Genomic DNA, 24,546 nt, shown 5'->3' on the forward strand with positions numbered 1-24,546 from the left:
AACTTTCACGTTCGAAAAGAGCGTGCCAGTTTCGTCAGCAGATACGGGAATTGGAAAGCTTGCAGATGTCCGCGCCGCACTCCGATTTCACGCCGGTCAAGCTCGCCGGGCTATCATCGGTCGCATCCTCGGGGTTGCGGGCGAGTGCAGAGCGGCCTTTCAAGGACCAGACAGGATCTTTCTGTCATTCCGACATGCGCAGGACCTGATCGCGACCCTTGCCGGTCAGGCGAACAGAGTCGTCGCTTATGGCGATCACGCGGTTTCCTTCGATCCGGTCGCCTGCGCGCACCTTACGCATCTGCCCATTGGGCAGACGGAGGATTGCCCGTTTGTACTGCGGGCTGCCAAAGACACCGATGAGCGAGAGCTCCCGCGGATCTATACCAACCTGCTCATTGACACGCGTCGCTGTCGTCTGCGGCGGGGGAGTGGCAGTCGCAACGCGTACAGCGGACTGCACCTTGAGGGTGGGCGGACTGGAGGTTGCATCGGCCGGGGCTGCCAAGGCCGCGGTGCTGGCGACGGGGGGCGCTGTGCGGATAACACTTGGTGCCGGAGGCTGGAACACCGTTGCTGCCGACGCGGCAGGCGCACGGTTCCGAGGTCTGGGGCGATCCACGATGGAGCCGCTGCCGAGGTCTTCTGCTGTGGCACTGGCTACAGCGTCGGTAATCGCCGCAGAGACTGCAGCACGGGTCTGGTTACTCACTCCCGGCCGCGGGAGTGGGCGGCTCATTCTCGGGGTGCTGGGGCTCGTCACCGGGGCGGAATCAGAGATCGTCGGCCGGTGGAGAGGACGGAGGGAGGCAAGACGCGTGGTGCCGAGAACCTCGGGCGCCGTGCGAGGCAATGTCTCGACGATCTGGGCCAGAACTTCGGAAGGGATCGCCGGGTCCGGTAGCTTGGACTCACCAGTGCCTGGCAGGGCGAGTGGTGACGGAGCGTTCAGCTCGGGCACACTGAGCAGAGTGGCAGGAAAGTTTCGAGCGGCTTTAGTGATCGTCGGTGCAGACATCTGAGCCGGAGGAATTATACGCGCGATCGGCGGTGCGACTTCCGCAACCCGCGTGGGCGCAGGAGCCGCCAGCGGAGGTTCCACGCGCACCAATGCAAGCCGTTCAGGTCGCGCCCGCGGTGGGAAAATGTCGGCAGGCACTGCCATGCGGTGTGGCGGCGAGTCAGGAGGCGGTACATCAGCCATGTCCGTCTCCACTGCGTTGTGGAGCCCGGTCCGGATCTCTGTCTGCAGTTCGCGGTCCTCTTCCGCGGTGTTGGAAAGTCCCAGAAAGATTGCCAATGCAACTGCCGCTGCGGCCGATCCGGCGAACAGAGGTTTGCCTCGGGTTAGGACAGCGGGGAAGATGGATTGGTGCGATCGCTCTCTGAAGGGGGGAAGGCTATCCGGCGCCGAGATCCGGTCCGCCGAAAGGCCGTAGCGCGCGAGAAAGGCATCAGTTTGCGCGAGAACGTCGAGTTTCACCGCAGCCCACGGGACTTGGCCCTTGCTGTCCGGCGTTCCTGCCACTGCCACAATGTGGTCGATGGGCATGGCAAGGGAGAGAGAGGCACGCGCCAACGCTGCACGCGCCCGTTGGGCTCTGCCGTGTGAAAGAGCGGCATCAAGATGTCCGCGGCGAATCTCAAATTCAGGCAGCACGACTTCCAGTGGCCCGCCATGTGCACGCACGGCCGCGGCCAGATCCCACAGGCGATCCTCGATCGCCGGATCGTCGAGATGGACAAGCACAAGCGGATCGCGCGCACCTGCCGCGAGGAGGGCAATTTCAGCCTTGTCCAGAATAATCCTCAGCCACGTTCGCGTGGCGGGTGTTCCACTGCTCATGACGCCTCGATCTCCGTCGAGTGTTTCCTATGGTCACTATAGGCCGCAAGTATCTGACAATCCAGTGAGTCGAATATGCTTGAGACAACTTTCAGTTGCGAATCCATTCGGATCGGGAGAACTAATCGCATTGGAGGATCCCAGCATGAGAAAACCGTTTCCGATTACCATTGCCGCCACGCTGGCGATGGTCCTGATGCTCGAGGCCGCGCCGGCTGAAGAGATGCCGCGACTTATCACCGTCACCGGTAGTGGAAGTGAGATTGCCATACCGGACGTGGCGCTCCTCACGCTCGGGGTGGAGGCTGACGCGAATACTGCGGAAGCCGCGCTGGCTGCGATGAGCGAGCGCCTGCAGGCAATCTTTGCCGCCCTTGATGGGGCGGACCTCGCCGAAAAGGATCGCCAAACCTCCGGCCTTGGCCTCGATCCGCTTTACGCCCAGCGTGAGGATGGCGGGATAAATGACACAGAAATAACCGGATATCGGGCGCGGAGCATGCTGACGCTCACCCTTCATGATATCGATACTGTCGGCGCGCTCGTCGATACGCTTGCCGGAGCGGGCGTGAACAGGATCGACGGCATTTCCTTTGACCTCGCAGATCCCTCCGAGGTCGTGCAGCAGGCGCGGCGCAAAGCTGTGGCGGACGCAATGGCGCGCGCGACGCTCTACGCCGATGCTGCGAACATAAAACTCGGGCCGATCGTATCGATCAGCGAACCTGGTGGTGCAATGCCGAAGCCCTATGCCGTCAACGCGGCGCCGCGGGCGGATGCGGCCTTCGCGATGCCTGTGGCGCGGGGAAGTCTTAACGTCGACGCGGAGGTAACGGTAGTCTTCGAGATCGGCAGCGAGGAGACCGGCGCGCCTTAAGGGCGCGCCGGTGGGAGGCGGTGATCATACCGTGGCTTTCGCCATGGCCTGATCCAGATCCGCGATGATGTCATCGGCGTCTTCGATCCCGATCGAGAGCCGCAGAACATTTGCACCCGCCCCGGCAGCCTCCTGCTGTTCTGGCGAAAGCTGGCGGTGGGTGGTGGACGCCGAGTGGATGATGAGCGAGCGAGTGTCGCCAAGGTTGGCGACATGACTGAAGAGCGCAACCGAATCCACCAGTTTTACGCAGGATTCATAGCCGCCCTTGAGCGCGAAGGTGAAAAGGGCTCCTGCACCCTTGGGATAAAGCCGCCGCGCCCGGTCGTGATAGGGTGAGGATGGCAGTCCGGCATAGGTGACGAATTCCACGCGCGGATCGGCTTCAAGCCACGCCGCGACCTTCTGCGCATTTTCCACGTGGCGCGCCATGCGCAGGCTGAGGGTCTCGGTTCCGAGAAGGCCCAGGAATGCCGTCTGCGGTGCCATTGTCATGCCGAGATCGCGCAGGCCAATGGCGATTCCGTGGAACGTGAATGCCATTGCGCCGAAGGTCTCGTGAAACTTCAGGCCGTGGTAGGCGGGTTCGGGTTCGGTCAGACTGGGAAACTTGTCCGACGCGGACCAGTCAAAACGGCCGGAATCCACCACGGCGCCGCCGGTCGCGGTCCCGTTTCCCGTCAGATACTTAGTGGTCGAGTGCACCACAAGGTCTGCACCGTGATCGAAGGGCCGGCAGAGCCACGGAGTGGCCGACGTATTGTCGACGATGAGCGGCACGCCAAGCCGCTTCGAGACCTCCGCGACGGCAGGTATGTCTGTCACATAGCCGCCGGGGTTTGCGATGCTCTCGCAGAACACGGCGCGCGTATTCTCGTCCGCGGCAGCCTCGATGGCGTCAGTGTCGTCAAAATCGACGAAGCGGGCTTCCCAGCCGAAGCGGCGGATCGTCTGCGTGAGCTGGGTTACCGTGCCGCCATATAGTCTAGTCGAAGCAATGACATTGCGCCCCGGCGCCATCAGCGGGAAGAGCGCCATGATCTGCGCTGCGTGCCCGGACGAGGTGCAGACGGCGCCTGCGCCGCCTTCAAGCGCCGCGATACGCTCCTGAAAGGCGGCGACGGTGGGATTAGTCAGCCGCGAGTAGATGTAGCCAACTTCCTGCAGGTTGAAGAGTGCTGCCGCATGATCCGCATCGCGGAAGACATAAGCGGTCGTCTGGTAGATCGGCGTCTGGCGCGCGCCGGTTGCCGGATCGGGTCTTGCGCCTGCATGAATCTGCAGCGTATCGAAGCCAAGCGATCTCTCGGTCATGGTATGGTAAGCCTCCCTCGAACTGGTCGCGGGAAGCTATGGCAGGCCGCCGGTTCTGGCAACCGGCCACCCGCGATCAGGCCCCGAGCAATTTGCGCAGCTTGGCAAGTGCAGTCTCGGGCTTCTCCTGATACCCGATGAGGTCGGCAAAACGGCCGTGGTCATCGAAAAGCAGGATGTAGGCAGTGTGGTCCATCGTATAGCCGCCGCTCTCGAGCGGGATCTTTCTGGCGAAGATCCTGAAGGCACGTTCCGCCTTTGCGATGTCCTCGGGGGAGCCGGAGACGCCAGTGACGCCGGGAACCCAGCCGAGATACTCCTTCATCATCTGCGGGCTGTCGCGTTCCGGATCCACCGTGACAAACCAGATCCTGAGATCTTTCGCCTTGTCGCCGAGATCGTCCTGCCAGATCGTGATGTCGGACAGTGTCGTCGGGCAAACCTCGGGGCAGTGCGTGAAGCCAAAGAACACCGCCGAGGGCGCGCCGCGAAGGGTTTCCTCGGTAAAGCTTTCGCCGTCTGTGGTCGTCAGACGGTAATCGCCACGCCCCAGTTCGCTTGCGATGTCGGGCCCCATACGGGGCGCGACGACCTGGAACCAGAGCGTTGCGAGGAGAGCGAGCGCAGCCGCGCCGTAGAGCACGGCCCGCAGGATTTTCCATGCAACCGGTGTCATATCAGTGCTTCATCTCATGACCGGCGCCGCGAGTGCGGGATTGAATGCCGAAGGGAAGGGCAATCGTGCCAGCATTCTCGAACTGCAGCGTGATGTCGACCGCCTCGCCTTCGACAAGCGGCTCCTTGAGGTCCATGAGCATGATATGATAGCCGCCGGGCTTCAGCATCACGGTCTCTCCCGCAGGCAGTTTCAGGCCATCGGCAAGCTCCCGCATTTTCATGACATCGCCATCCATTGCCATCTCATGTATCTGGACCATTCCAGCGATGGGGGAAGAGGCGGAGACAAGTTTGTCACTGGTTTCTCCGTCGTTTGTAATGGTGAGGAAAGCTCCAGCGACCGGCGAATGTGGCAGGGTGGCAAAGGCGAAAGTGTTGGTCAATGTAAGGTCTCCAAGCATGGCGCTCTCATGCATCGGCGTGGCCTGCGCTGACTCGTCGGCCGCCGCGAGAACAACCGAGGGTGCGGGCGCGTCGGATAGGGCGGACCGCTCTGTCCAGGCAACTTGGCCGGTATCGCAGGTCTGGACGGTCGGGAAGTGGAATTCCGCCCCGGCCTCGAGCTCCGGTCCGAACGTCCCTAGGAAGGCAAACTCATCGTACCAGTCGTCCTGAAGCGAGCCGCCTGACCAGATGATCTCCTGTGCCCCCTCTTCGTAGGTCACTCCGTGGGAAACATAGGGTTTAGTGTAGGAACCGCGCACGGTCTTGAGGGTCCAGCCGGGCTTCGGCATGGGCTTTGCATTGTAAAAGCCTTCGGGAATGGTCACGCGGACGGTGTGGGTTGCCTCTCCATCGCAGCCATGGCCAATGCGGATGACCGCGTTGTAGGCGGCGCCAACTTGCGCTTCTGGGGGGGTGAGGGTGGCATGAGCGCTGGCCATTCCGGCAAACAACATCATTGCTGTACTCACACTGATCATTACTTGCGGATCACGTTTCATATCTGACTCCATGGACGAGTTTGTCCGGCTGCGCCGGAAAGATCGTGGGCCGCAAAGGCGCAATGATGGCTGTCGCGGCTCCGGTCATCTTGACGATACTGGATCAGATCTGGAGCGGAGGGCCTCGAGGAGGAGGCAAGCGCAGGGCTGTGCCATGCGCCTCAAGTTCGGCGCTCGCGACGGTATCGGCCGCTATCTCGACTGGCGCCACGGTCAGGAGCCATGGCGCATCCAGACCGAGGAAGACAGGTGTGCCTGTTGCCCAATGACACGGAGAATGATGTTGGCTGTCCGGGGCGACCGGGTGCGGTGTCCCGTCAGGACCAATCTCGATTTCGAGTGGCCCGTCGCCGGTGCAGAGCACGACAGTGAAGCCCGCCGGGCTGCTCTGTGGCATCGCACCTTCGGCGATGAGATGGGTCAACAGGAACGGAATAAGAGAAAGCCAAAGCAGAACTGCTTTGGCCCCCTCGCACGCCCTTGTCCCCTTTCCGGTCATATGGCCTCTTCCCCACGCGCGTCACGCAACCTGTATCGATCGTCATTTGACGCGAGCTGGGATCATATCAACGGTGGCCGCGTGGAAGGTCAAGGTGGCGTATCCGGATACAATACCGCGAATTGCCGCAACGCCACTGCGCATTTCGTGCTACTCTGCTCCGTTGCGTTTCTGTCGACAGTGGAGGGGAAAATGATGGCTGCCATGAACATTGTGCGGATGCGCGTGAAGCCGGAGCGCGAAGCCGAATGGCTGCGTTTTCATCGAGAACGGGACATCGGGGATTTCGAGGGCATGACGTCGCTTCGGGTCATCCGGACTGGAGAGCATGAGTATATGGTTCTCGGCAAATGGATCAGCATGGAAGCCTTGGCGGCCACACGGCCAACGATGATTGCAGCGCTTGATGACTTCAGGGACATGCTGGAAGAACTGGCCGAGGGGGGAACTGTGACCGATCCGCACTCTGGGGAGGTCGTAATCGAACGACTGCCGTGAAGCGGATATTTCGGCCGTCTCGAGCAGCGCGGAATTGTCCATACGTCCTTGCGCCTCGCTGGTGACGTTCGTTTCTGGCATTCCCAAGCTTATTGACATGCCTGCAAGCCGACCCTTAACGTTCCGATTAATCGAGATATTTATTCTAATGAGATTTTCTGCTTTCGGCGCGCACTGCGGGGGAGCGTGCCCGGACAGCACTGAAATCGCCGAGTTATGGGGGGGGTAAATGGCCTCATCATTGCGCCGTGCAGGCGGTTACACACGTATTGACGGAACCGCGGGCAACGATGTGCTGAATGGCACGGGCGGCAACGACTTCATCCGGGGGCTCGACGGCAACGATGCGCTCCATGGCCGGGGTGGCGACGATGTGCTTGACGGTGGCGGCTGGCACGACCTGCTCGACGGTGGGCCGGGGAGCGACTGGGCGCTCTACGATTTCAACAAGACGCCGGTGCGCATCGATCTCTCGCGCGGCTTCGCGCGCTTTCCGGGCCAGTCCTGGGCGGACGAGGCGCTCATCTCGATCGAGAACGTGGAGACCGGTGCGGGCAATGACACGCTGATCGGCAACGCGGCGAAGAACGACTTGCGCGGCGGCCCGGGCAACGACCTGCTGCAGGGCGGCGACGGCAACGACCGGCTCTTCGGCGGCGCGGGGCACGACACGCTCGACGGCGGCGGCTGGCACGATTTCCTCGACGGCGGGGCGGGGCGCGACCGCGTGCTCTATGCGGAAAACACCGGGCCGGTGCAGATCGACCTTGCCCTGGGCAAGGCGAGCTTTCCCGGCACGCCCTGGGGAGCGGAGACCCTCGTCTCGATCGAGGAGGCGCGGACGGGCTCGGGCGACGACATCCTCATCGGCAACGACGCTGCCAACTGGTTCGACGGCGGCGCGGGCGATGACAGCCTCGTCGGCGGCGTCGGCAATGACACGCTGCGAGGCGGTGCGGGGGACGATACGCTTGCGGGCGGGGCCTCGGAGCAGATTGATCTCGGTTACGAGGAAGACGATCCTGAACCGGATTTTGCCGGAGCGCTCAAGGACGGATCGGACCTGCTGAAGGGTGGAGAAGGCCGCGATACCGCCGTCTATGTCGATGCAGAGTACCACTTTGGCTCCGGCATCGGGCACGGCCAGGACATGACGATCGACCTCGTCGCCAGCGAGGCACGCTGGAGCAATGGGGGCGGGCCGGTCGACCGGCTCGTCTCGATCGAGAACCTCCGGCTCGGAGATACGGACGACACGGTGTTCGGCGATGGGAAGGCCAATTTCATCGCGGCCGGGAACGGGGCGAATGTCGTCGACGGTGGCGGGGGAAACGACACCATCCAGGGTGGAACGGAAGTCTATTCCGATGGGGACATCGAGATCCTGAAGGGGGGCGCGGGCGACGACCTGATCCTCAGCGGCGGGGCCTTCTACAACGAGTTCAGCTTCTTCCGCAGCTACTACGATCCGACGGGCGAGGAACTCCATGGCGGGAAGGGCAACGATACCCTTGTTGCGGGGTTTGGCTACATGGACATGGAGGGAGGGGCCGGCGCGGATCAGTTCCGCTTCAGCAATGCGACGCGAGACTTTGGTTATTGGTTGTCGGAGGTCCGCGGTCATTGGGGGTCGATCCGTGATTTCGACACGGCAGAAGGGGATGTGTTCTGTATCGAGATCGAAGACAATCCTGACGGGCTCACACCCACCTTCATCGGCGAGAGCAACGAGCCGGGCGTCTTCGAGCTCAGTTATGTTCGCAAGGAGGACAGCGCAGGCGTGACGAACACCACGGTGCTCTTCAATACCGGTATCGAGGCGAACAACTATGCAGAAGACCCAGGTTACGCGATGCTCCGCATCACGCTCGAAGACTATTCCGGGTCGCTGAGCTCAGACGATTTCGCCTTCGTCTGACCTATTCTTCGGCACCGGGACGTTTCCAGGCGTCGATATAGGCCCAGGCCTCGGCAGCGCTTTCGGCGTAGTGGAAGAGCCGCGTGTCGTCGGGCGAGATCGTGCCCGCCTCGATCAGCACGTCCCAGTCGATGAGCTTGTCCCAGAAGTCCCGGCCGAAGAGCACGATCGGCAGAGGCGCCATCCGACGGGTCTGCACAAGGGTCAGGGTCTCGAAGAACTCGTCGAGCGTGCCGAAGCCGCCCGGGAAGACTGCCACGGCACGGGCACGCATGAGGAAATGCATCTTTCGCACGGCAAAATAGTGAAAGTTGAAGCTCAGCTCCGGTGTGCCGTAGGAATTCGGTACCTGCTCGTGGGGAAGGACGATGTTGAGGCTGACGGAGATGCCGCCGGCCTCGGTCGCACCGCGATTGCCGGCTTCCATGATGCCAGGCCCGCCGCCTGTGCAGACGACATTCTCGCGGTTGCCACTCTCGAGCGCGCGCAGGGTAGAGAGCCGGGCAAATTCGCAAGCCTCGGAGTAGTGGTGAGAGAGGGCGCTGCCCTCAGGACGGATGCGTGCGCTGCCAAGCATTGCCACGGTTGAGACAATCCCGCGTTCGGCAAGTGACATTTCCGTCTTGAGGAGCTCAAGTTGAAGCCGCACGGGCCGGAGCTCATCGCGCGCGAGAAAATCCGTATCGTTGAAAGCCAGCCTGTAGCTCGGGCTCTGGGTCTGCGGCGTGGCAGGCACGCGGCGGGTGCGGCGGAGGTCTTCTTTGGCGTCTGGAAAGCGGCGCTGGTGCCGGCTCAGCTCGGTCATGATTGTCCTCAAGGGAATTTTTTCCGGGCAGATTGCCACCCCGACATTACCGAATTATAGCTTCGCCCGCATTTCCGCTACCGCGAACGCATCGAGAGGGCCGATCATGTCGCAAGATTCCCATGCTGAACTCGAGGCTGCCATCGAGGCCGCCTGGGATACACGCGAGTCCATCACGCCTGAAACCAGCGGCGCCACGCGATCGGCCATCGAGACGACGCTTAACGCGCTCGACAACGGTTCACTGCGTGTGGCGGAGCGTGGCGAGGATGGCGTCTGGCACGTCAACCAGTGGGCGAAAAAGGCCGTGTTGCTTGGATTCCGCCTAAAGGACATGGAACCGCAACACGGCGGACCGCAAGGTGGCGGCTGGTGGGACAAGGTCGACTCCAAGTTCAAGGGCTGGGGACCTGACGACTGGAAGCAGGCAGGATTTCGCGCCGTGCCGAGCTGTGTAGTGCGGCGTTCCGCCTATATAGCCCCCGGTGTCGTGCTGATGCCCTCTTTCGTCAACCTTGGCGCCTATGTCGACACCGGGACGATGGTCGACACCTGGGCGACGGTCGGCTCCTGTGCGCAGATCGGCAAGAACGTGCATCTCTCGGGCGGCGTCGGGATCGGAGGTGTTCTCGAGCCGATGCAAGCCGGGCCGACGATCATCGAGGACAACTGCTTCATCGGAGCACGTTCGGAGGTGGTCGAAGGCTGCATCGTGCGTGAAGGCTCTGTCCTTGGTATGGGCGTGTTTATTGGGCAGTCGACCAAGATCGTCGACCGTGAGACGGGCGAGACTATGTACGGCGAGGTGCCTGCGGGTTCCGTCGTCGTCGCTGGCTCCATGCCGTCCAAGGGCGGCGTAAATCTCTACTGCGCAGTCATCGTCAAAAGGGTAGATGCAAAAACGCGGTCCAAGACATCTATCAACGACCTTCTCCGCGATTGAGCTTTGCATGACGCGCCCCGAGTCAGCAGAATCCGAAGTTCACACCTTGGTCGTTCAGGTCGGTCGGAAGCTCGGTGACGGGCTTCCCGATCGTGCGACGGGGGCAGGCCTTCTCTGTTACGCGTCGGCGCGGGATGAAGCGGAAGCCGTGCGCGAAACGGTCGCCGTGCTGAAGACCGCAGGACTCGCCCCCCTAGACGTCACCGCGTACGGCACGCGCGCAGAGCGGGAAGCGGATGGCGGCCTTGATCTGGAAGAGCGCGCCCTGATGGACCGCGCCGCTGAAGAGAATGCCGTCATCGTCGTTGAGGTCACGCCCTTCTTCGATGACGGCAAGAAATAGAAGTCTCACAGGCAAATCGCCGGATCAGCGCGCATCCGGGTTGAATTTCCGGATAAGGGTCCGCAACTCCGGTTCCCTGACTTCGCGTGCTGCCTTCTTGCGCGAAAGCCAGACGTCACGGCGCTGACCATTCTCGGGATATTTTTTGAGACGTGTCTGCACTTCGAGGGCAAAAACCTGGACGACGCAAAGGATCGAGCGCCCGCGACCCAGCTGTTTACGGTAAGTAAAGAGGCCAAGGCTTTCGTGGCGCAGATTGCCCTGAACGCCAGCTTCCTCAAAGGCTTCGCGCTCTGCGGCTTCGGCATGGCTTCGGTTATGCATTGGCCAGCCCTTCGGTATGACCCAGCGCCCGGTATCACGGCTCGTAATGAGCAGTATCCGGATTTTACCCCTCTGGTTGCGCCGCCAGCACAAAGCAGCAACCTGCAGGCTGCGGGGCTGACCATGCTTGGTCATTGCCGCTACCGCGCTGCGCCTGCTCTGAACGATTGTGAAATCCTCCATCAACAATTTCATTTCTCTTCTGTTTTCCCTGGAGCCATTCTTATTTAGCGTATGCTCGACTGCAATCCAGCATCTCCCTCGCGCGACGTCAATGCTTCACCTTCCAGTTGAGTGAGTTCTTCATTTTGTAACATTGTCGTGAATGATTTGTGGCGCGCCGGTCCTAGCGTTTCACCATTGCGGCTCTTTTCTATAGCTTGATGTGGACGCAGCAAGTCGGAGCGATGTAATCTTGCCGTTGCGTGGTTCATTGTGGCTTCACCCTCCACGGCAACAGTCCGGAGATCGCCCGTCGCTAGATGGAGTTTGAGCGGGCTCGTCTGGGCTTTTCTTGGTGGAGTGGGGCGGATGCCAGTTTTCGGAGTGCGAAGTGACAAGCCAGGAACCGTTGCAGTGGCTGGGAGCCCGCCCCGAAATCACAAGTCTTCGCGCCGCGGTCTGTGACCTTAATGGCGTCTTGCGCGGCAAGCGCATGCCAATAGTGCAGGCCGAAAAGATTCTCGACGGTCAACTCCGGATGCCGCTTTCGGTAACCTGCCCGGATATCTGGGGCGCGGATGTCCAGGACAATCCGCTGGTGTTTGCACAAGGCGATGCCGACGGCATTTGTCTTCCGACCGGCCGCGGGATCCTTCCAATGGACTGGCTCGGCTCACCGACCGCGCTTTTGCCGCTCTGGATGCAGACGGAGGCGGGCGAGCCGCACCTTGCAGATCCGCGCCGTGCGCTTGCCGCGATCGTTGCGCGATATGACGCGCTCAAGCTTCGACCGGTCGTCGCCACCGAGCTGGAATTCTATCTTGTGGACACCAGCGGCGATATGCCGACTCCGCCCACGTCCCCGGTCACGGGGCAGCTGCTTGATGGCAATGACGTTCTGAGCCTCGATGACATCGATCATTTTGAGGGCTTCTTTGCGGACGTGTTCCGGACCTGCGAAGATTATGGCATCCCGGCCGACAGTGCGATCTCGGAAAACGGAGGCGGGCAGTTTGAGATCAATCTGCTGCATGTCGACGATCCCATGCGCGCTGCCGATGATGCGCTGTATTTCAAGCGCCTGGTGAAGGGCATTGCCCGAACTTACAATCTGGCGGGGAGCTTTATGGCCAAGCCCTTTCTCGATCGGGCTGGGTCCGGTTTCCATGTGCATTTCAGCCTCATCGACAGCGAGGGCCGGAACGTCTTCGACGACGGAGGCAGCCAAGGTTCGGAAGTGATGCGGCACGCGGTTGGCGGCGTTCTCGCGATGATGCGACAATCAGCTCTCGTCTTTGCGCCGCACCTGAATTCGTATCGTCGCTGGCAGCCTGAATCGCATGCTCCCCATAGTGTTTGTTGGGGGTATGAGACCCGCCACGCGGCGGTTCGGATTCCGGGTGGATCGCATCGCTCGCGGCGGATCGAACATCGGGTCGCGGGAACTGATTCCAATCCCTATCTTGTACTCGCGGCAATTCTCGGCGCGGCGCTTGAGGGAATTGAACGTCGGATTGAGCCGCCCGCTCCGATCACCTCCCCAAGCGATGCGCTTGCGGGAGAGGTGCTCCCTTCGGACTGGCGGCATGGCATCGAACTCTTCGAGACGAGTGAGGCTATGCGGCGGATCTTTTCGCCGACGCTCATAGACGCCTTCCTCGGAATGAAGCGGCAGGAATTGCAGGTGTTCTCCCAGCGGATCAGTCCGTTCGAACTTGAAACCTACCTGGAGAAAGTGTGATGGCCCGCGCGGCGAAGGATTACACGGCCGGAGGCGCCTATCCCGAAAGCTATTACGCGGCGTCGGCCAATCCTGCAGCAGCGCGCCCGCCGCTCGAAGGCGAGCGGAAGGTGGAGGTCTGCATCGTCGGCGGCGGATTCTCCGGCCTTTCAGCCGGGATTGAGCTCGCGGAGCGGGGGCATGAGGTCGTTCTGCTGGAAGGCGCTCGGATCGGATGGGGCGCATCTGGGCGCAACGGTGGGCAGATTGTAAATGGCCTCAACGCAAGTCTCGAGACGATCACGGCGCGTTACGGCCGAGATACCGCCGATTTTGTCGGGACAGTGGTTCAAACGGGTGGCGAGATCATCCGGGATCGGGTTGCACGATATGGTATCGAATGCGATCTGAGGGACGGTAACATCTTCACCGCCTTCACTGCGAAGCAGATGCAGGAGCTCGAAGCCAAGCAGTCGCTCTGGCGGCGTCACGGTCACGATAATTTCGAGATGCTCGACAGGGCCGCGTTGAGCAGGCACATAGCGTCAGATATCTATCTTGGCGGCATGCTCGATCATTCTGGCGGTCACATGCACCCTCTCAATCTTGCCCTAGGCGAAGCTGCGGCGTTTGAGAGCTTGGGCGGAACCATCCACGAACTGAGCAGGGTGATCTCTGTCGAGAATCCTGCCGGTAGGCCTGTCGTGCGGACGGCGACCGGGGCGATCCGGCCGGAAGTACTGATCTTGGCAGGAAATGCCTATCTAGGTCACCTTGTGCCGGAGCTCGAGAACCGGATCATGCCATTCTCTACCCAGATCATCGCGACCGAGCCGCTGGGTGAACGTGGCAGGGCACTTTTGCCCACTGACATGTGTGTCGAGGACGTGCGCTACATACTCGACTACTACAGGCTTTCGGCGGACGGGCGGCTGCTCTTTGGTGGCGGAACGGTCTACGGTGGAAGCGATCCAGCCGATATCCGCGCAAAGCTGCTACCCAGTCTCGAAAAGGTCTTCCCGGATCTGAAGGGGGTGGGCGTCGATTTCGCTTGGTCCGGCAATTGTGCAATCTCTTTCAGCCGGGTGCCCCAGATGGGGCGTCTTGGGAATGCGACCTATTTTGCCCAAGGCTACAGCGGTCATGGTGTCGTTGGCAGCCATCTTTTTGGGCAGATTCTGGGCAAGGCGGTCGATGGTGATCGCCGCAGCTTTGATGTGTTCCAGAAAGTGCCCTGGATTCCCTTTCCCGGTGGCCGCCGGTTCGCCGTGCCCTATTCCGTCGTGGGATCTTGGTGGTATGCGTTGAGGGATCGCCTGGGAATGTAGTCCCGAATCGTAGAAGGATGCTTATATGAATTTGCGTCAAGCTCCCGTCCTAGCAGCCGTATTTGCATTCGGAGCTCCCGCGTTCGCGGAAGAGCTGCATATCTACAACTGGTCCGATTACATTGCCGAAGACACCATCGCAAAGTTCGAGACGTTGACCGGGATTGACGTCATTTATGACGTCTACGACTCCAATGAGGTACTCGAGGCAAAGCTTCTCGCGGGCTCATCCGGCTATGATCTTGTCGTGCCGACTTCTGATTTCCTGCGCCGCCAGATCGCGGGCGGAATCTACATGCCGCTGGACAAGTCCAAGATTCCCAACCTTGACAATCTCGATCCTGAGCAGATGAAGCGTGCCGCAGCCTACGATGCGAACAATGATCATGCGATCATCTACATGTGGGGCACCAACGGTATAGGCTACAATCCGGACATGGTGCGCGAGCGCCTGGGCGAGGATGCACCGGTTGACAGTTGGGATTTGATCCTGAATCCAGAGAACGCGGCAAAGCTTGCCGATTGCGGTATTACCGTGCTCGACAGCGCGACCGAAGTCTTTCCGCCGCTTCTCCACTATCTCGGCTACGATCCGGGAACGAGCAACCGTGACGAGATTGCCGAAGCTGCCGGCCTGATCGAGGCAATTCGCCCTTACATCCGGTATTTCCATTCCTCGCAATACATCTCGGACCTTGCGAACGGAGAAGTCTGCGTTTCCGTCGGTTTTTCGGGCGACGTCTTCATTGCGGCGGACCGGGCGGAGGAGGCGGCGCGCGGGATCACGGTCAACTATTCAATCCCGAAGGAAGGGACCCTGCAGTGGTTCGACATGATGGCAATCCCCGCGGATGCCCCGAACCCGGATGCAGCTCACAAGTTCATCGACTTCATCCTTCAGCCGGAAATCATGGCGGATATCACCAACTACGTGTTCTATCCGAACGCGGTCCCTGACTCGCTTGAGTTCGTGAGCCCCGAGATCAAGGATAATCCGGAAATCTATCCGCCCGCGGATGTGCTAGCAAATCTCTTCCCGTCCGCGATGCGTGACGCACGCACCGAGCGTGACTTCACGCGGCTCTGGACGCAGGTCCGCACCGGTCAGTAAGATCTGTTGGTGTCCCGCGGGGCGTGAAGCTGCGCCCCGTTTCCCGTTGCTTTTCCGGAGGCCCGATGACCATCAAGGAAGTTGCCGCCCTGGCAAAACCATGGGTTTCCGGAAGTGCGCAGCCCTTTGTCCGCATTCAGAGCATCACGAAGAAGTTCGATGATTTCGTCGCCGTCGACGATGTTTCTCTCGATATCTACAAGGGTGAACTGTTCTGCCTTCTCGGTGGGTCCGGCTGTGGAAAGTCCACGCTCCTCAGAATGTTGGCCGGTTTCGAGACGCCGACTGAGGGCAGCATCGAAATCGACGGGCAGGATATGGCCGGTATTCCGGCATATGACCGTCCGACGAACATGATGTTCCAGTCCTATGCGCTCTTCCCGCACATGACGGTAGAGCGCAACATCGCCTATGGGCTGCTGCGTGAAGGCGTTCGCAAGGCCGAGGCCATGGAGCGCGTGGCAGATATGCTCCGGCTCGTACAGCTGGAACGTTTTGCCGGCCGGAAGCCGGACCAGCTGTCAGGGGGGCAGCGTCAGCGCGTGGCCCTGGCCCGTGCCCTCGTCAAGCGTCCGAAGTTGCTGTTGCTCGATGAGCCGCTTGGCGCACTCGACAAGAAGCTTCGCGAAGAGACTCAGTTTGAGCTGGTGAAGATCCAGGAGACCCTCGGCGTCACATTCATCGTCGTTACGCACGATCAGGAGGAAGCAATGACGATTTCCTCACGCATCGGCGTCATGAACGCCGGCCGCATCGTGCAGGTGGGTGAGCCGGCGGAGATCTATGAGCATCCGAACTCGCGTTTCGTGGCCGACTTCATTGGCTCGGTGAACCTTTTCGCCGGCCATGTCACGGTGGACGAGGCTGACCATATCGACATAGCGACGCCGGAGCTCGAAGGTGTGATCCACGTCGGACACGGTGTCTCCTGCAGCCCCGGTCAGGAGCTCTTCTACGCGATCAGGCCCGAAAAGCTCAGGCTCAGCCGCGCAAGACCAGATCTGCCGAACACCTTTCCGGCGATGGTCGATGAAGTCGCCTACATGGGAAATCTATCGATCTATCGGCTGCGGCTTCCTTCGGGCAGGCATCTGAACGCGACGCAGGTCAATCTGTCGCGCCATGTCGAAGATGCGATCTCCTGGGATGAGAACGTCTGGGTGTCCTGGGATGACAATGCTGGTGTGGTGCTGACTCGATGAGCCGCGCTCTGACCACCTTCGCTCCCTTTCGTCTCACGGCATCCCTGCTGCAGCGCTTCGGGCTTGGCGGTCGAAGTCTCGTGATAGCCGTGCCGGTGCTCTGGCTTGCAGTCTTCTTCCTGATCCCCTTCCTCGTTGTGGCAAAGATCAGCCTCAGCGAGGCTGCGATCGCTCTTCCGCCTTATCTCCCGATCCTCGAGTGGGATGGGGAAAGGGCGATCTTCAGCTTCAATCTGGGGAACTATCGATATCTTCTGGATGATCCGCTCTACCTCAACGCCTATGTCTTTTCGCTGAAGGTTGCTTTCATTTCGGCCTGTATCGCGCTTTTGGTCGGCTACCCGATGGCCTATTACATCGCCCGGAGCCCCGAGCCACGCCGTACGCTCCTGCTCACCTTGGTCATGCTGCCGTTCTGGACCTCGTTTCTGCTGCGGGTCTATGCGTGGCAGGGCTTCCTGCGCTCCAACGGCGTCATCAACAATTTTCTCCTCTGGACGGGCCTTATTGATCAGCCCCTTGTCATGCTTCAGACTGATTTCGCGGTCTATCTCGGCATCGTCTATACCTATCTTCCCTTCATGATCCTTCCGCTTTACGCCAATCTAGTGAAGCTCGATCCGTCCCTGCTCGAGGCGTCGGCCGATCTCGGCGCACGCCCTCTCGCCACCTTCTTCAACGTGACCCTCCCGCTCTCCATGCCGGGGATCATTGCAGGGTTTATGCTGGTCTTCGTTCCGGCAATCGGAGAGTTCGTCATTCCGGAACTGCTCGGCGGGCCGGATACGCTCATGATTGGCCGGGTGCTCTGGAGCGAGTTCTTCTCTAATCGCGATTGGCCCGTTGCGAGTGCAGTGGCGATCGCCATGCTCATCGCGCTCGTCATCCCCATCATGATATTGCGCAACGCGCAGGCGCACGCCCAGGAGGAGACATGATGCGAGCCTCGACGTTCTTGGTGATCTTCTGCGTTCTGGGCTTCATCTTTCTCTACGCGCCGATCCTGTCGCTCATCATCTTCAGCTTCAATGAGAGCAAGCTCGTGACCGTCTGGGGTGGCTTCTCGACAAAGTGGTACGGCGAGCTCTTTCGCGATCCCCAGATCCTGCGCGCAGCCTGGGTTAGCATCCAGGTCGCCGTGGTGTCGGCCACCGCTGCGGTCGTCCTGGGAACCCTCGCGGCCTATGTTCTGACCCGCTTTGGCCGTTTTCGGACCCGGGCCTTGCTGACGGGGATGGTCACTGCACCGCTCGTCATGCCCGATGTCATTACCGGCCTTTCGCTTCTCCTGCTCTTCGTTGCAATGGATCAGCTCATTGGCTGGCCGGCCGGGCGTGGCATGACGACGATCATTATCGCTCATGTGACTTTCTGCATGGCCTATGTGGCGGTGGTTGTGCAGTCGCGCCTCGCGAGCCTCGATCGTAGTCTTGAGGAGGCTGCAATGGATCTCGGCGCGCGGCCCGTCAGGGTCTTCTTCGACATAACCATCCCCGTCATCGCTCCGGCTCTGATTGCGGGCTGGTTGCTGGCCTTTACGCTCTCTCTGGACGACCTCGTGATCGCGAGCTTTGTGACCGGCCCTGGCGCATCGACCCTCCCGATGGTCATCTTCTCGAAGGTCCGCCTGGGCGTGAGTCCGGACATAAACGCTCTTGCGACAATCATTATCGCCATCGTTGCCTTGGGTGTCCTTGTCGCCACCTGGCAGCTCAAACGGAGCCGGCGTTCTTGACCGAAGTGGAAGGAGACGGCGCGTTTCGCGCCAGAGACAATCGCTCTCGCGTTACGGAAATGACCTATGGCGGCGCATTGTCCTTTCTGCGCCGCCGATATTCTCGGGATCTCGAGGGTGTTGACGTGGCCGTGATGGGCCTCCCGTTTGACAGTGCCGTGACCAACCGTCCCGGCTGCCGACTCGGCCCGCGCGCGATCCGGGCGGCCTCGGTGCAACTCGCCGAACTCAAGGCCTTCCCATTCGGCTTCGATCTGCTGACCAGCCTCGCAATCGTTGATCGCGGCGATTGCATGCTGGACCCTCATCATCCTGCGGCCGTCCCGGCAGCAATCGAGGCCGCGGCGGGGGACGTTCTCGAGAGCGGCGCGAAGCTTCTCTCGCTAGGCGGCGACCATTTCGTTACTTGGCCTCTGCTGCGGGCCCATGCGGCAAAATACGGCCCCCTTGCGCTCGTGCAAGTTGATGCCCATGGAGATCTGTGGCCGGACGATCCGGATCGTATCGATCATGGCACGATGATGGGCCGGGCGATACGCGAGGGGCTCATAGATCCGGCGCGCTCGACCCAGCTCGGTATCCGGACCTATCACGATGACAGTCTCGGGATCGGGATACTGACGTCACCTTGGATCCATCGCTACGGAGTCGGCCGGGCCATCGAAACGGTGCGGGCCCGGGCCGGCGGGGCGCCCGTCTATCTTTCCTTCGACATAGACGGCCTTGACCCGGCTTTCGCGCCAGGGACCGGCACGCCAGTGCCCGGCGGTCTGGCAAGCTGGCAGGGGCTCGAGATTGTCCGAGGGCTCGCCGGGCTCGATCTCGTGGGGATGGACATCGTGGAGGTGTCTCCGCCATACGATAGTGCTGAAATAACGGCATTGGCTGCGGCACACCTTGCGCATGACTGGCTCTGTCTAATTGCCGAGAGGTCGGGCGCAAGCGGTGTGGAGATCGGGTTGGAAGCGGGAGTCTGACCCGCCTTACCAATTGAAGGAACGTCCTGACGCGACGGAATCGAAAGGCGCTCGAATGTGCGCCGCCAACAGAAACGGAACACGCATGAGTGAGGATATCCGCCGCATCGCTTTCGACAAGCTTCCCGCGGGCTTTCGCGACTGGGTTGCAGATCGCCGGGTCGAGGAAGTTGAATGCGTGATCTGCGATATCGCAGGGATTTCGCGCGGCAAGGCCATGCCCTTCCAGAAGTTCTCGCGTGGCGACCGGATGTATCTGCCGACCTCGCTCTTTTACCAGACGATCTCGGGCGATTATGTCGATATGGATATCGCGCATCAGTGGACCGAAGCAGACATGGTCCTGAAACCCGACTACACGACGGCCACCGCTGCGCCCTGGGCCGATGATATCACCGTGCAGGTCATACATGACATCGAGGATCTGAGCGGGAATCCTGTTCCGGTCGCGCCGCGGAACGTTCTGAAGCGAGTCCTTGATCTCTATGCCCGCGAAGGCTGGGAGCCGGTCGTTGCGCCAGAGATGGAATTCTATCTCATCAAGCCCAATCTCAATCCCAACGAGCCGATCGAACCCCCGCTCGGCCGCACGGGGCGTCAGATGGCGAGCCGGCAGGCCTATTCGATGTCGGCGGTTGACGAGTATGGCAAGGTCATCGACGACATCTACGATTTCGCCGAAGTGCAGGGCTTCGAGATCGACACGATCATCCAGGAAGGTGGCGCGGGTCAGGTCGAGATAAATTTCATTCACGGCGATCCGCTGAAGCTCGCGGATCAGGTGTTCTTCTTCAAGAGGACGATCCGCGAAGCGGCGCTCCGGAACAATTGCTTCGCAACCTTCATGGCAAAGCCGATGCAGGATGAGCCGGGAAGCGCCATGCATATCCACCAGTCGGTGGTGGACACAAAGTCCGGGCGAAACCTCTTCAGCGAGCCGGACGGCAGCGCCAGCAGTCTGTTCTACGGATATCTTGCCGGCCAGCAGCTCCACTTTCCCTCCGTCGTGTGCATCTTCGCACCATATGTGAACAGTTACCGCCGCTACGTTCCCGAAGGGTCTGCGCCGATCAATCTCGAATGGGGTCCCGACAACCGCACCACCGGCTTGCGTATTCCCATTGGGCCGCCGGAGGCCCGCCGTATTGAGAACCGCATCGTTGGCATGGACTGCAATCCTTATCTAGCGCTGGCGGCATCGCTGGCGTGCGGCTATCTGGGCATGAAGGAAGGGATGACACCGCGCGATCCGGTGACGGGAGAGGCCTATCGACGGGCGAGGGCGCTTCCCCGCGATCTCCTTCCCGCGCTCGATCTCTTCGAAGCCGAGGGGAGTGAGGTTGCAGCTTTGCTGGGCCGGGAATTCTGTAGCGTTTACAAGGCGATAAAGCGCGACGAGATTGAAACTTTCCTGAGGGTCATCTCGCCTTGGGAGCGGGCCCATCTGCTCTTGAACGTCTGAACATCATGCTGCTTGGAGTGGAATCCTCTTTTAGATTGCGATTCAATCTGAAACGGTTTTGATCTAGCTCGCGAGGCACTGCTCCGGCCGCAAAATTACCGCTGACTCAGTGCTGTTGCGCACTCTCTCTTTGCCTTGCGGGGCGCCCGGTCAGCGGCCATGAGCGGCCCTGCGGGCATATCGATGCTTCCTCCGGACGCAGCAGTTCCGTCGCGATGCCCGCACTTATGCTTGAGAGACCGCACGTGGCATCTCCAAGGGTGGTCCCAGCAGCCGGAGGCCGAGGACAATCGCCTCGGACTGCTTTGGTGCGCTCCACGGCGCCTCTAGTGTCCACAGCGGGAAGGATCAGCGCCATTTTCTCACTGCCATAGCGCTGCGATCGCATCGTGCGCCACTATGCCCGACCGCAGAACGTCGCGATCACGCGCAGATAGTCGTCGCTGACCTGATGACCGAAATGGTCATTCACCTCTTTGAAGTGATCGAGATCGATCAGGATGGGCGAGAGGCGGGAACCGATGTACGTGGTATCCTGGCAGTAGTGCCCGATTGCCAAGTCAAAGCCGCGACGGTTTGCCAGCCCAGTGATCGCATCCGTGAAGGCAAGCGCGTCCAGTTCCCTCTTCCAGGTTTTTCGCTCGCCGATATCGCGCAGAACGATTGTCATTTCGCCTGACGAGAGGCCGTTGCGCTGAGTGAATTGCACTATTCCGTCGAGCCGTATGACCTGCCCCGTCCTCGTGGCGCGCTCGTATCTCGAGATGATCATGGCGTTGCCCGACCATCATTCGCTTCATGGATGCCTGCACCAACGGTACATCTTACAGAATGGCAAAGCCACCCTTGCGAGCATACACTCTCCGGCGCGCGCGCCCTGCATGGCCGTATACTAGAAGCTGTCGGCAAGGGTCTGAAGATCAATACGCGATGCAGGCTGAGGAGTGCCGGCAAGTTTCAGTCGTTCGAAAATTGCGTGCAGGAATCCCATAAAAGTCACATCTATGATTGTGTTTTCGGCGGATCCTAGTCAATCCGGGTGAAGCAGTACTAATGTGCTGCCAGCTGGCCAGCCGACACGCATCCTGATACCGAGCGCGCGCAACCACCGGATTCGACATGCGGCAACTCGATCTTCTTACCGTCAATGACACGCCCGGGCGGCATGCCCCGAGTTGGTACGCCGCAAGTGTCGCAGCCCCGCCACCGCTTCCTGCGCTTGCTGGCGCCGCGAGCGCGGATGTTTGCGTGATCGGCGGGGGATATACTGGCCTCTCAGCTGCGCTCCATCTCGCGGAAGCCGGCTTCGACGTCGTGCTTCTGGAGGCGCAGCGTCTTGGCTGGGGGGCATCGGGCCGGAATGGCGGTCAAGTCGGATCGGGCCAGCGTCAGGACCAGTCCTGGATTGAGAAGGCTGTAGGTATCGACATGGCGCGGCGGTTCTGGTCCATGGCCGAGGAGGCAAAGGCCTTGGTCCGGCGGCGCATCGAACGTCACGCAATCGACTGCGCCCTTCGGCCTGGCGTCATCCACGCAGCGCATCGCAAGAGCTATGTCCGCGCGCTACATGCGGATGCAGAGAACCTCGCCAGGACCTACGGTTATTTGGAAACCGAACCCCTTGACCGCGACGCGATCCGTTTGGCGCTCGGAACGGAGGCCTATTGGGGCGGCGTGCTCGACAAGGGAGGCTCACATCTCCACCCACTTTCCTATGCGCTGGGTCTTGGCTCAGCCGCAGGCGAAGCCGGGGTGCGCATCCATGAACGAAGCCGGGTGACGGCAATTCATCCAGGACCGCGGCCGCAGGTCGAGACCGCGCATGGCAGTGTGCGGGTGCGGCATGTGGTCCTTGCCTGCAACGGCTATCTTTGCGGTCTTGAGCCGGAAGTGTCGACTCGGGTCATGCCGATCAACAACTTTATCATTGCCACCGACCCCTTGGGCGAGGACGCGGCCCGTGCCTTGATCCGCGACGATGTCGCCGTGGCGGATACCCGCTTCGTGGTCAACTACTTCCGGCTTTCCGAAGATCGGCGACTGCTGTTCGGGGGCGGCGAAACCTATGGCTATCGTTTCCCGGGCGACATTGCGGCGCTTGTGCGGCCAAACATGCTCCGGGTCTATCCTCAGCTTGCGCACACACGGATTGCTTACGCTTGGGGTGGCACGCTTGCGATCACGGTGAACCGGATGCCCGCGCTGCAGCGGCTCGCCCCGAATGTCTATTCCGCGGCCGGTTTCTCCGGTCATGGCGTGGCGATGGCAACGCTCTCGGGCAAGCTGATGGCGGAGGCAGTTGCCGGTCAGGCCGGGCGCTTTGATGTATTTTCCAAGCTGCCCCAGACGCGTTTCCCCGGTGGCGGGGCGTTGCGGGCGCCACTTCTGGCGCTCGCGATGAGTTGGTATGCGCTTCGCGATCGTCTGTGAAGGATCGGTGTTCGAAATATCTGGTGAGGGGCTCAGGCCTTGTCGCCGCTGAACTGTTCGAAGGCGAGCAGCGCGTCGGCGGCATACATGAGCGATGGCCCGCCTCCCATGTAGATCGCCATGCCGAGGGTTTCCTCGATTTCCGCTCGTGTCGCCCCAAGCCGCACCAAAGCCTCGGTGTGAAAGCCGATGCATCCGTCGCAGCGCGTCGCCACGCCGATGGCCAACGCAATCAATTCCTTCGTCTTGCCGTCCAGCACGCCATCCTTGGTGGCGGCACCAGCCATGGCGCTAAACCCCTGCATCGTATCGGGAATGTTTTTTCGCAGTTGCTTGATGCCACCGACGATCCGCTTCGTTATTTCGGGATAGTTCTTGCTCATGCCAATTCTCGAACCTTGCGAGGAAATGTATTCATGAACCCTAATATGACTGTGTGCGCTGTCAACGTGCAAAGATGCCGATGACCGGCCTCTGGGTGCTTCTGGCGGTCACAGCGGCATTTCTCCAGAACTTTCGCAACGCACTCCAGAAGGCGCTGACCCGCAGGGTCAGTGTATTGGGCGCGACCTATGCTCGCTTCGTCTTTGCGGCACCATGGGCCGTGCTGCTCGTGGTTGGTTTGATTTCGTTCGGCGGCCAGACCATGCCCCGCCCTACGGTCACCTTCGCTATCTGGTCGGTGGGGGGCGCGTTCGGGCAGATTGCCGGCACGCTGCTTCTTCTGCATCTCTTTTCACTCCGGAACTTCGCAGTGGGTAACACGCTCGCGAAGACCGAGACGGTGCAGGCCGCGCTCTTTGGGTACCTGTTGCTCGGGGATCTGATCGCGCCGCTTGCCCTCGTGGGGATCCTCGTGAGCCTATGTGGAGTTGCACTGCTTTCGGCGGTCCGGGATGCGGCCGGCGCTTTTTCGGCTCGTGCCGTTGGGATCGGGGTTGCGGCCGGTGCCGCCTTTGCATTTTCTGGCGTGGCCTACCGGGCCGCGGCGCTTGCGCTTGATGCGCCTCCCGACACGCCGGTATTGCGTGCTGCGGCGACTCTTGCCTTTGTCACCGTGCTTCAGACCCTTCTTCTCACAATCTTCATGAACCGCCGGGTGCCAGGCGAGGTCGGCCGGGTCTTCTCGGCCTGGCGCGTCGCCGTGCCTGTGGGTGTGGCTGGAATGATCGCCTCCTTCTCGTGGTTTGCGGCGTTCGCGATGGTTTCCGCGGCCCAAGTGAAGGCTGTCGGCCAGATTGAACTTGTTTTCAGCTATCTGACGGCTCGCATCATCTTTGGCGAGCATCCGAGTTTTCGGGAAACACTCGGCATCCTGCTTGTTTCGGCTGGCATCATTCTGCTTGTCCTGACGCCGCACGGGAACGTCGCCCCGTGATGGCCTGAACCGGGACCGGCTACGTGACGCCGCCGGGCATAAAAGTGGAAAA

At 60.9% G+C, this 24,546-nt stretch carries 24 protein-coding genes; 15 read left to right on the forward strand and 9 right to left on the reverse strand.

What is annotated here, in order from left to right; genetic code table 11:
- Positions 1-184 precede the first annotated feature (184 nt).
- Complete coding sequence (locus ACF66B_RS00840) at positions 185-1,846, reverse strand: hypothetical protein (protein WP_162683166.1); 1,662 nt, start codon at positions 1,844-1,846, stop codon at positions 185-187.
- Between the two features lie 145 nt (positions 1,847-1,991).
- Here ACF66B_RS00840 and ACF66B_RS00845 point away from each other — a divergent pair, with 145 nt between their 5' ends.
- The gene (locus ACF66B_RS00845) at positions 1,992-2,723 is read left to right on the forward strand and encodes an SIMPL domain-containing protein (RefSeq protein ID WP_162683165.1); all 732 of its coding nucleotides are present in this window, start codon (positions 1,992-1,994) and stop codon (positions 2,721-2,723) included.
- 24 nt (positions 2,724-2,747) lie between these two features.
- On the opposite strand, the gene ACF66B_RS00850 is transcribed toward ACF66B_RS00845, so the two are convergent.
- The 4 genes from ACF66B_RS00850 to ACF66B_RS00865 form a co-directional block, all read right to left on the reverse strand.
- The gene (locus ACF66B_RS00850) at positions 2,748-4,037 is read right to left on the reverse strand and encodes an O-acetylhomoserine aminocarboxypropyltransferase/cysteine synthase family protein (RefSeq protein ID WP_111428694.1); all 1,290 of its coding nucleotides are present in this window, start codon (positions 4,035-4,037) and stop codon (positions 2,748-2,750) included.
- Between the two features lie 76 nt (positions 4,038-4,113).
- Entirely contained in the window at positions 4,114-4,713 is a 600-nt protein-coding gene (locus ACF66B_RS00855) for an SCO family protein (RefSeq protein ID WP_392663698.1), read from the reverse strand.
- A 1-nt stretch (position 4,714) separates the two neighbouring features.
- Entirely contained in the window at positions 4,715-5,659 is a 945-nt protein-coding gene (locus ACF66B_RS00860) for a copper chaperone PCu(A)C (protein ID WP_111428953.1), read from the reverse strand.
- Between the two features lie 103 nt (positions 5,660-5,762).
- A complete protein-coding gene (locus tag ACF66B_RS00865) occupies positions 5,763-6,158 on the reverse strand; it encodes a DUF2946 family protein (RefSeq protein ID WP_392663701.1) in 396 nt (131 codons plus the stop codon).
- A 192-nt stretch (positions 6,159-6,350) separates the two neighbouring features.
- Here ACF66B_RS00865 and ACF66B_RS00870 point away from each other — a divergent pair, with 192 nt between their 5' ends.
- Both ACF66B_RS00870 and ACF66B_RS00875 read left to right on the forward strand, forming a co-directional pair.
- Positions 6,351-6,656 carry an antibiotic biosynthesis monooxygenase gene (locus ACF66B_RS00870; RefSeq protein ID WP_392663703.1) on the forward strand — a complete coding sequence of 102 codons (306 nt, stop codon included), beginning with the start codon at positions 6,351-6,353 and terminating at the stop codon, positions 6,654-6,656.
- Positions 6,657-6,885: 229 nt separating this feature from the next.
- Positions 6,886-8,574 (forward strand): calcium-binding protein, encoded by a 1,689-nt coding sequence (locus ACF66B_RS00875; RefSeq protein ID WP_111428692.1) that lies wholly within the window; start codon positions 6,886-6,888, stop codon positions 8,572-8,574.
- A 1-nt stretch (position 8,575) separates the two neighbouring features.
- Here ACF66B_RS00875 and ACF66B_RS00880 read toward each other — a convergent pair whose 3' ends face one another.
- A complete protein-coding gene (locus ACF66B_RS00880) occupies positions 8,576-9,379 on the reverse strand; it encodes an LOG family protein (protein WP_111428691.1) in 804 nt (267 codons plus the stop codon).
- Between the two features lie 106 nt (positions 9,380-9,485).
- Between ACF66B_RS00880 and dapD the strand changes: the two genes are divergently transcribed.
- A complete protein-coding gene (gene dapD / locus ACF66B_RS00885; RefSeq protein WP_111428690.1) occupies positions 9,486-10,322 on the forward strand; it encodes a 2,3,4,5-tetrahydropyridine-2,6-dicarboxylate N-succinyltransferase in 837 nt (278 codons plus the stop codon).
- A 7-nt stretch (positions 10,323-10,329) separates the two neighbouring features.
- Entirely contained in the window at positions 10,330-10,665 is a 336-nt protein-coding gene (locus ACF66B_RS00890) for a hypothetical protein (RefSeq protein ID WP_111428689.1), read from the forward strand.
- 24 nt (positions 10,666-10,689) lie between these two features.
- On the opposite strand, the gene ACF66B_RS00895 is transcribed toward ACF66B_RS00890, so the two are convergent.
- Complete coding sequence (locus ACF66B_RS00895; protein ID WP_162683164.1) at positions 10,690-11,172, reverse strand: NUDIX hydrolase; 483 nt, start codon at positions 11,170-11,172, stop codon at positions 10,690-10,692.
- Between the two features lie 370 nt (positions 11,173-11,542).
- On the opposite strand from ACF66B_RS00895, the gene ACF66B_RS00900 reads away from it, so the two are divergent.
- From ACF66B_RS00900 to ACF66B_RS00935, 8 genes are all read left to right on the forward strand, one after another.
- Positions 11,543-12,892, forward strand: a complete 1,350-nt coding sequence (locus tag ACF66B_RS00900) for a glutamine synthetase family protein (protein ID WP_392663708.1) — start codon at positions 11,543-11,545, stop codon at positions 12,890-12,892.
- Positions 12,892-14,199 (forward strand): FAD-binding oxidoreductase, encoded by a 1,308-nt coding sequence (locus ACF66B_RS00905; protein WP_111428687.1) that lies wholly within the window; start codon positions 12,892-12,894, stop codon positions 14,197-14,199. The genes ACF66B_RS00900 and ACF66B_RS00905 overlap by 1 nt, the downstream gene beginning before the upstream one ends.
- Positions 14,200-14,224: 25 nt before the next feature.
- Positions 14,225-15,310, forward strand: coding sequence for a polyamine ABC transporter substrate-binding protein (locus ACF66B_RS00910; protein ID WP_111428686.1), 1,086 nt, complete (start codon positions 14,225-14,227; stop codon positions 15,308-15,310).
- 65 nt (positions 15,311-15,375) lie between these two features.
- Entirely contained in the window at positions 15,376-16,512 is a 1,137-nt protein-coding gene (locus ACF66B_RS00915; RefSeq protein ID WP_111428685.1) for an ABC transporter ATP-binding protein, read from the forward strand.
- Positions 16,509-17,450: an ABC transporter permease subunit gene (locus ACF66B_RS00920; protein ID WP_111428684.1), complete on the forward strand. Its 942-nt coding sequence runs from the start codon at positions 16,509-16,511 to the stop codon at positions 17,448-17,450. The genes ACF66B_RS00915 and ACF66B_RS00920 overlap by 4 nt, the downstream gene beginning before the upstream one ends.
- Positions 17,447-18,247: an ABC transporter permease subunit gene (locus ACF66B_RS00925; RefSeq protein WP_392663712.1), complete on the forward strand. Its 801-nt coding sequence runs from the start codon at positions 17,447-17,449 to the stop codon at positions 18,245-18,247. The genes ACF66B_RS00920 and ACF66B_RS00925 overlap by 4 nt, the downstream gene beginning before the upstream one ends.
- A complete protein-coding gene (gene speB / locus ACF66B_RS00930) occupies positions 18,244-19,224 on the forward strand; it encodes an agmatinase (RefSeq protein ID WP_111428683.1) in 981 nt (326 codons plus the stop codon). The genes ACF66B_RS00925 and speB overlap by 4 nt, the downstream gene beginning before the upstream one ends.
- Before the next feature lie 85 nt (positions 19,225-19,309).
- Positions 19,310-20,686 carry a glutamine synthetase family protein gene (locus tag ACF66B_RS00935; RefSeq protein ID WP_111428682.1) on the forward strand — a complete coding sequence of 459 codons (1,377 nt, stop codon included), beginning with the start codon at positions 19,310-19,312 and terminating at the stop codon, positions 20,684-20,686.
- A 397-nt stretch (positions 20,687-21,083) separates the two neighbouring features.
- Here ACF66B_RS00935 and ACF66B_RS00940 read toward each other — a convergent pair whose 3' ends face one another.
- Positions 21,084-21,458, reverse strand: coding sequence for a GGDEF domain-containing protein (locus ACF66B_RS00940; protein WP_111428681.1), 375 nt, complete (start codon positions 21,456-21,458; stop codon positions 21,084-21,086).
- Positions 21,459-21,805: 347 nt separating this feature from the next.
- Here ACF66B_RS00940 and ACF66B_RS00945 point away from each other — a divergent pair, with 347 nt between their 5' ends.
- Positions 21,806-23,116, forward strand: coding sequence for an FAD-binding oxidoreductase (locus tag ACF66B_RS00945; protein WP_111428680.1), 1,311 nt, complete (start codon positions 21,806-21,808; stop codon positions 23,114-23,116).
- A gap of 32 nt (positions 23,117-23,148) precedes the next feature.
- Here the strand turns inward: ACF66B_RS00945 and ACF66B_RS00950 are convergent, their stop codons facing one another.
- The gene (locus ACF66B_RS00950; protein WP_111428679.1) at positions 23,149-23,499 is read right to left on the reverse strand and encodes a carboxymuconolactone decarboxylase family protein; all 351 of its coding nucleotides are present in this window, start codon (positions 23,497-23,499) and stop codon (positions 23,149-23,151) included.
- An 80-nt stretch (positions 23,500-23,579) separates the two neighbouring features.
- Here ACF66B_RS00950 and ACF66B_RS00955 point away from each other — a divergent pair, with 80 nt between their 5' ends.
- A complete protein-coding gene (locus ACF66B_RS00955) occupies positions 23,580-24,494 on the forward strand; it encodes an EamA family transporter (protein ID WP_162683163.1) in 915 nt (304 codons plus the stop codon).
- The last annotated feature ends 52 nt before the right edge of the window (positions 24,495-24,546 follow it).

It is taken from the genome of Amaricoccus sp. B4, assembly GCF_043226085.1.
GTDB lineage: Bacteria > Pseudomonadota > Alphaproteobacteria > Rhodobacterales > Rhodobacteraceae > Amaricoccus.

Excerpts from the sequence above, each read along its gene's own strand:
- ACF66B_RS00840 (WP_162683166.1), bottom strand. The coding sequence starts at position 1,846 with ATGAGCAGTGGAACACCCGCCACGCGAACGTGGCTGAGGATTATTCTG.
- ACF66B_RS00845 (WP_162683165.1), top strand. The coding sequence starts at position 1,992 with ATGAGAAAACCGTTTCCGATTACCATTGCCGCCACGCTGGCGATGGTC.
- ACF66B_RS00850 (WP_111428694.1), bottom strand. The coding sequence starts at position 4,037 with ATGACCGAGAGATCGCTTGGCTTCGATACGCTGCAGATTCATGCAGGC.
- ACF66B_RS00855 (WP_392663698.1), bottom strand. The coding sequence starts at position 4,713 with ATGACACCGGTTGCATGGAAAATCCTGCGGGCCGTGCTCTACGGCGCG.
- ACF66B_RS00860 (WP_111428953.1), bottom strand. The coding sequence starts at position 5,659 with ATGAAACGTGATCCGCAAGTAATGATCAGTGTGAGTACAGCAATGATG.
- ACF66B_RS00865 (WP_392663701.1), bottom strand. The coding sequence starts at position 6,158 with ATGACCGGAAAGGGGACAAGGGCGTGCGAGGGGGCCAAAGCAGTTCTG.
- ACF66B_RS00870 (WP_392663703.1), top strand. The coding sequence starts at position 6,351 with ATGATGGCTGCCATGAACATTGTGCGGATGCGCGTGAAGCCGGAGCGC.
- ACF66B_RS00875 (WP_111428692.1), top strand. The coding sequence starts at position 6,886 with ATGGCCTCATCATTGCGCCGTGCAGGCGGTTACACACGTATTGACGGA.
- ACF66B_RS00880 (WP_111428691.1), bottom strand. The coding sequence starts at position 9,379 with ATGACCGAGCTGAGCCGGCACCAGCGCCGCTTTCCAGACGCCAAAGAA.
- dapD (WP_111428690.1), top strand. The coding sequence starts at position 9,486 with ATGTCGCAAGATTCCCATGCTGAACTCGAGGCTGCCATCGAGGCCGCC.
- ACF66B_RS00890 (WP_111428689.1), top strand. The coding sequence starts at position 10,330 with ATGACGCGCCCCGAGTCAGCAGAATCCGAAGTTCACACCTTGGTCGTT.
- ACF66B_RS00895 (WP_162683164.1), bottom strand. The coding sequence starts at position 11,172 with ATGGAGGATTTCACAATCGTTCAGAGCAGGCGCAGCGCGGTAGCGGCA.
- ACF66B_RS00905 (WP_111428687.1), top strand. The coding sequence starts at position 12,892 with ATGGCCCGCGCGGCGAAGGATTACACGGCCGGAGGCGCCTATCCCGAA.
- ACF66B_RS00910 (WP_111428686.1), top strand. The coding sequence starts at position 14,225 with ATGAATTTGCGTCAAGCTCCCGTCCTAGCAGCCGTATTTGCATTCGGA.
- ACF66B_RS00915 (WP_111428685.1), top strand. The coding sequence starts at position 15,376 with ATGACCATCAAGGAAGTTGCCGCCCTGGCAAAACCATGGGTTTCCGGA.
- ACF66B_RS00920 (WP_111428684.1), top strand. The coding sequence starts at position 16,509 with ATGAGCCGCGCTCTGACCACCTTCGCTCCCTTTCGTCTCACGGCATCC.
- ACF66B_RS00925 (WP_392663712.1), top strand. The coding sequence starts at position 17,447 with ATGATGCGAGCCTCGACGTTCTTGGTGATCTTCTGCGTTCTGGGCTTC.
- ACF66B_RS00935 (WP_111428682.1), top strand. The coding sequence starts at position 19,310 with ATGAGTGAGGATATCCGCCGCATCGCTTTCGACAAGCTTCCCGCGGGC.
- ACF66B_RS00940 (WP_111428681.1), bottom strand. The coding sequence starts at position 21,458 with ATGATCATCTCGAGATACGAGCGCGCCACGAGGACGGGGCAGGTCATA.
- ACF66B_RS00945 (WP_111428680.1), top strand. The coding sequence starts at position 21,806 with ATGCGGCAACTCGATCTTCTTACCGTCAATGACACGCCCGGGCGGCAT.
- ACF66B_RS00950 (WP_111428679.1), bottom strand. The coding sequence starts at position 23,499 with ATGAGCAAGAACTATCCCGAAATAACGAAGCGGATCGTCGGTGGCATC.
- ACF66B_RS00955 (WP_162683163.1), top strand. The coding sequence starts at position 23,580 with ATGACCGGCCTCTGGGTGCTTCTGGCGGTCACAGCGGCATTTCTCCAG.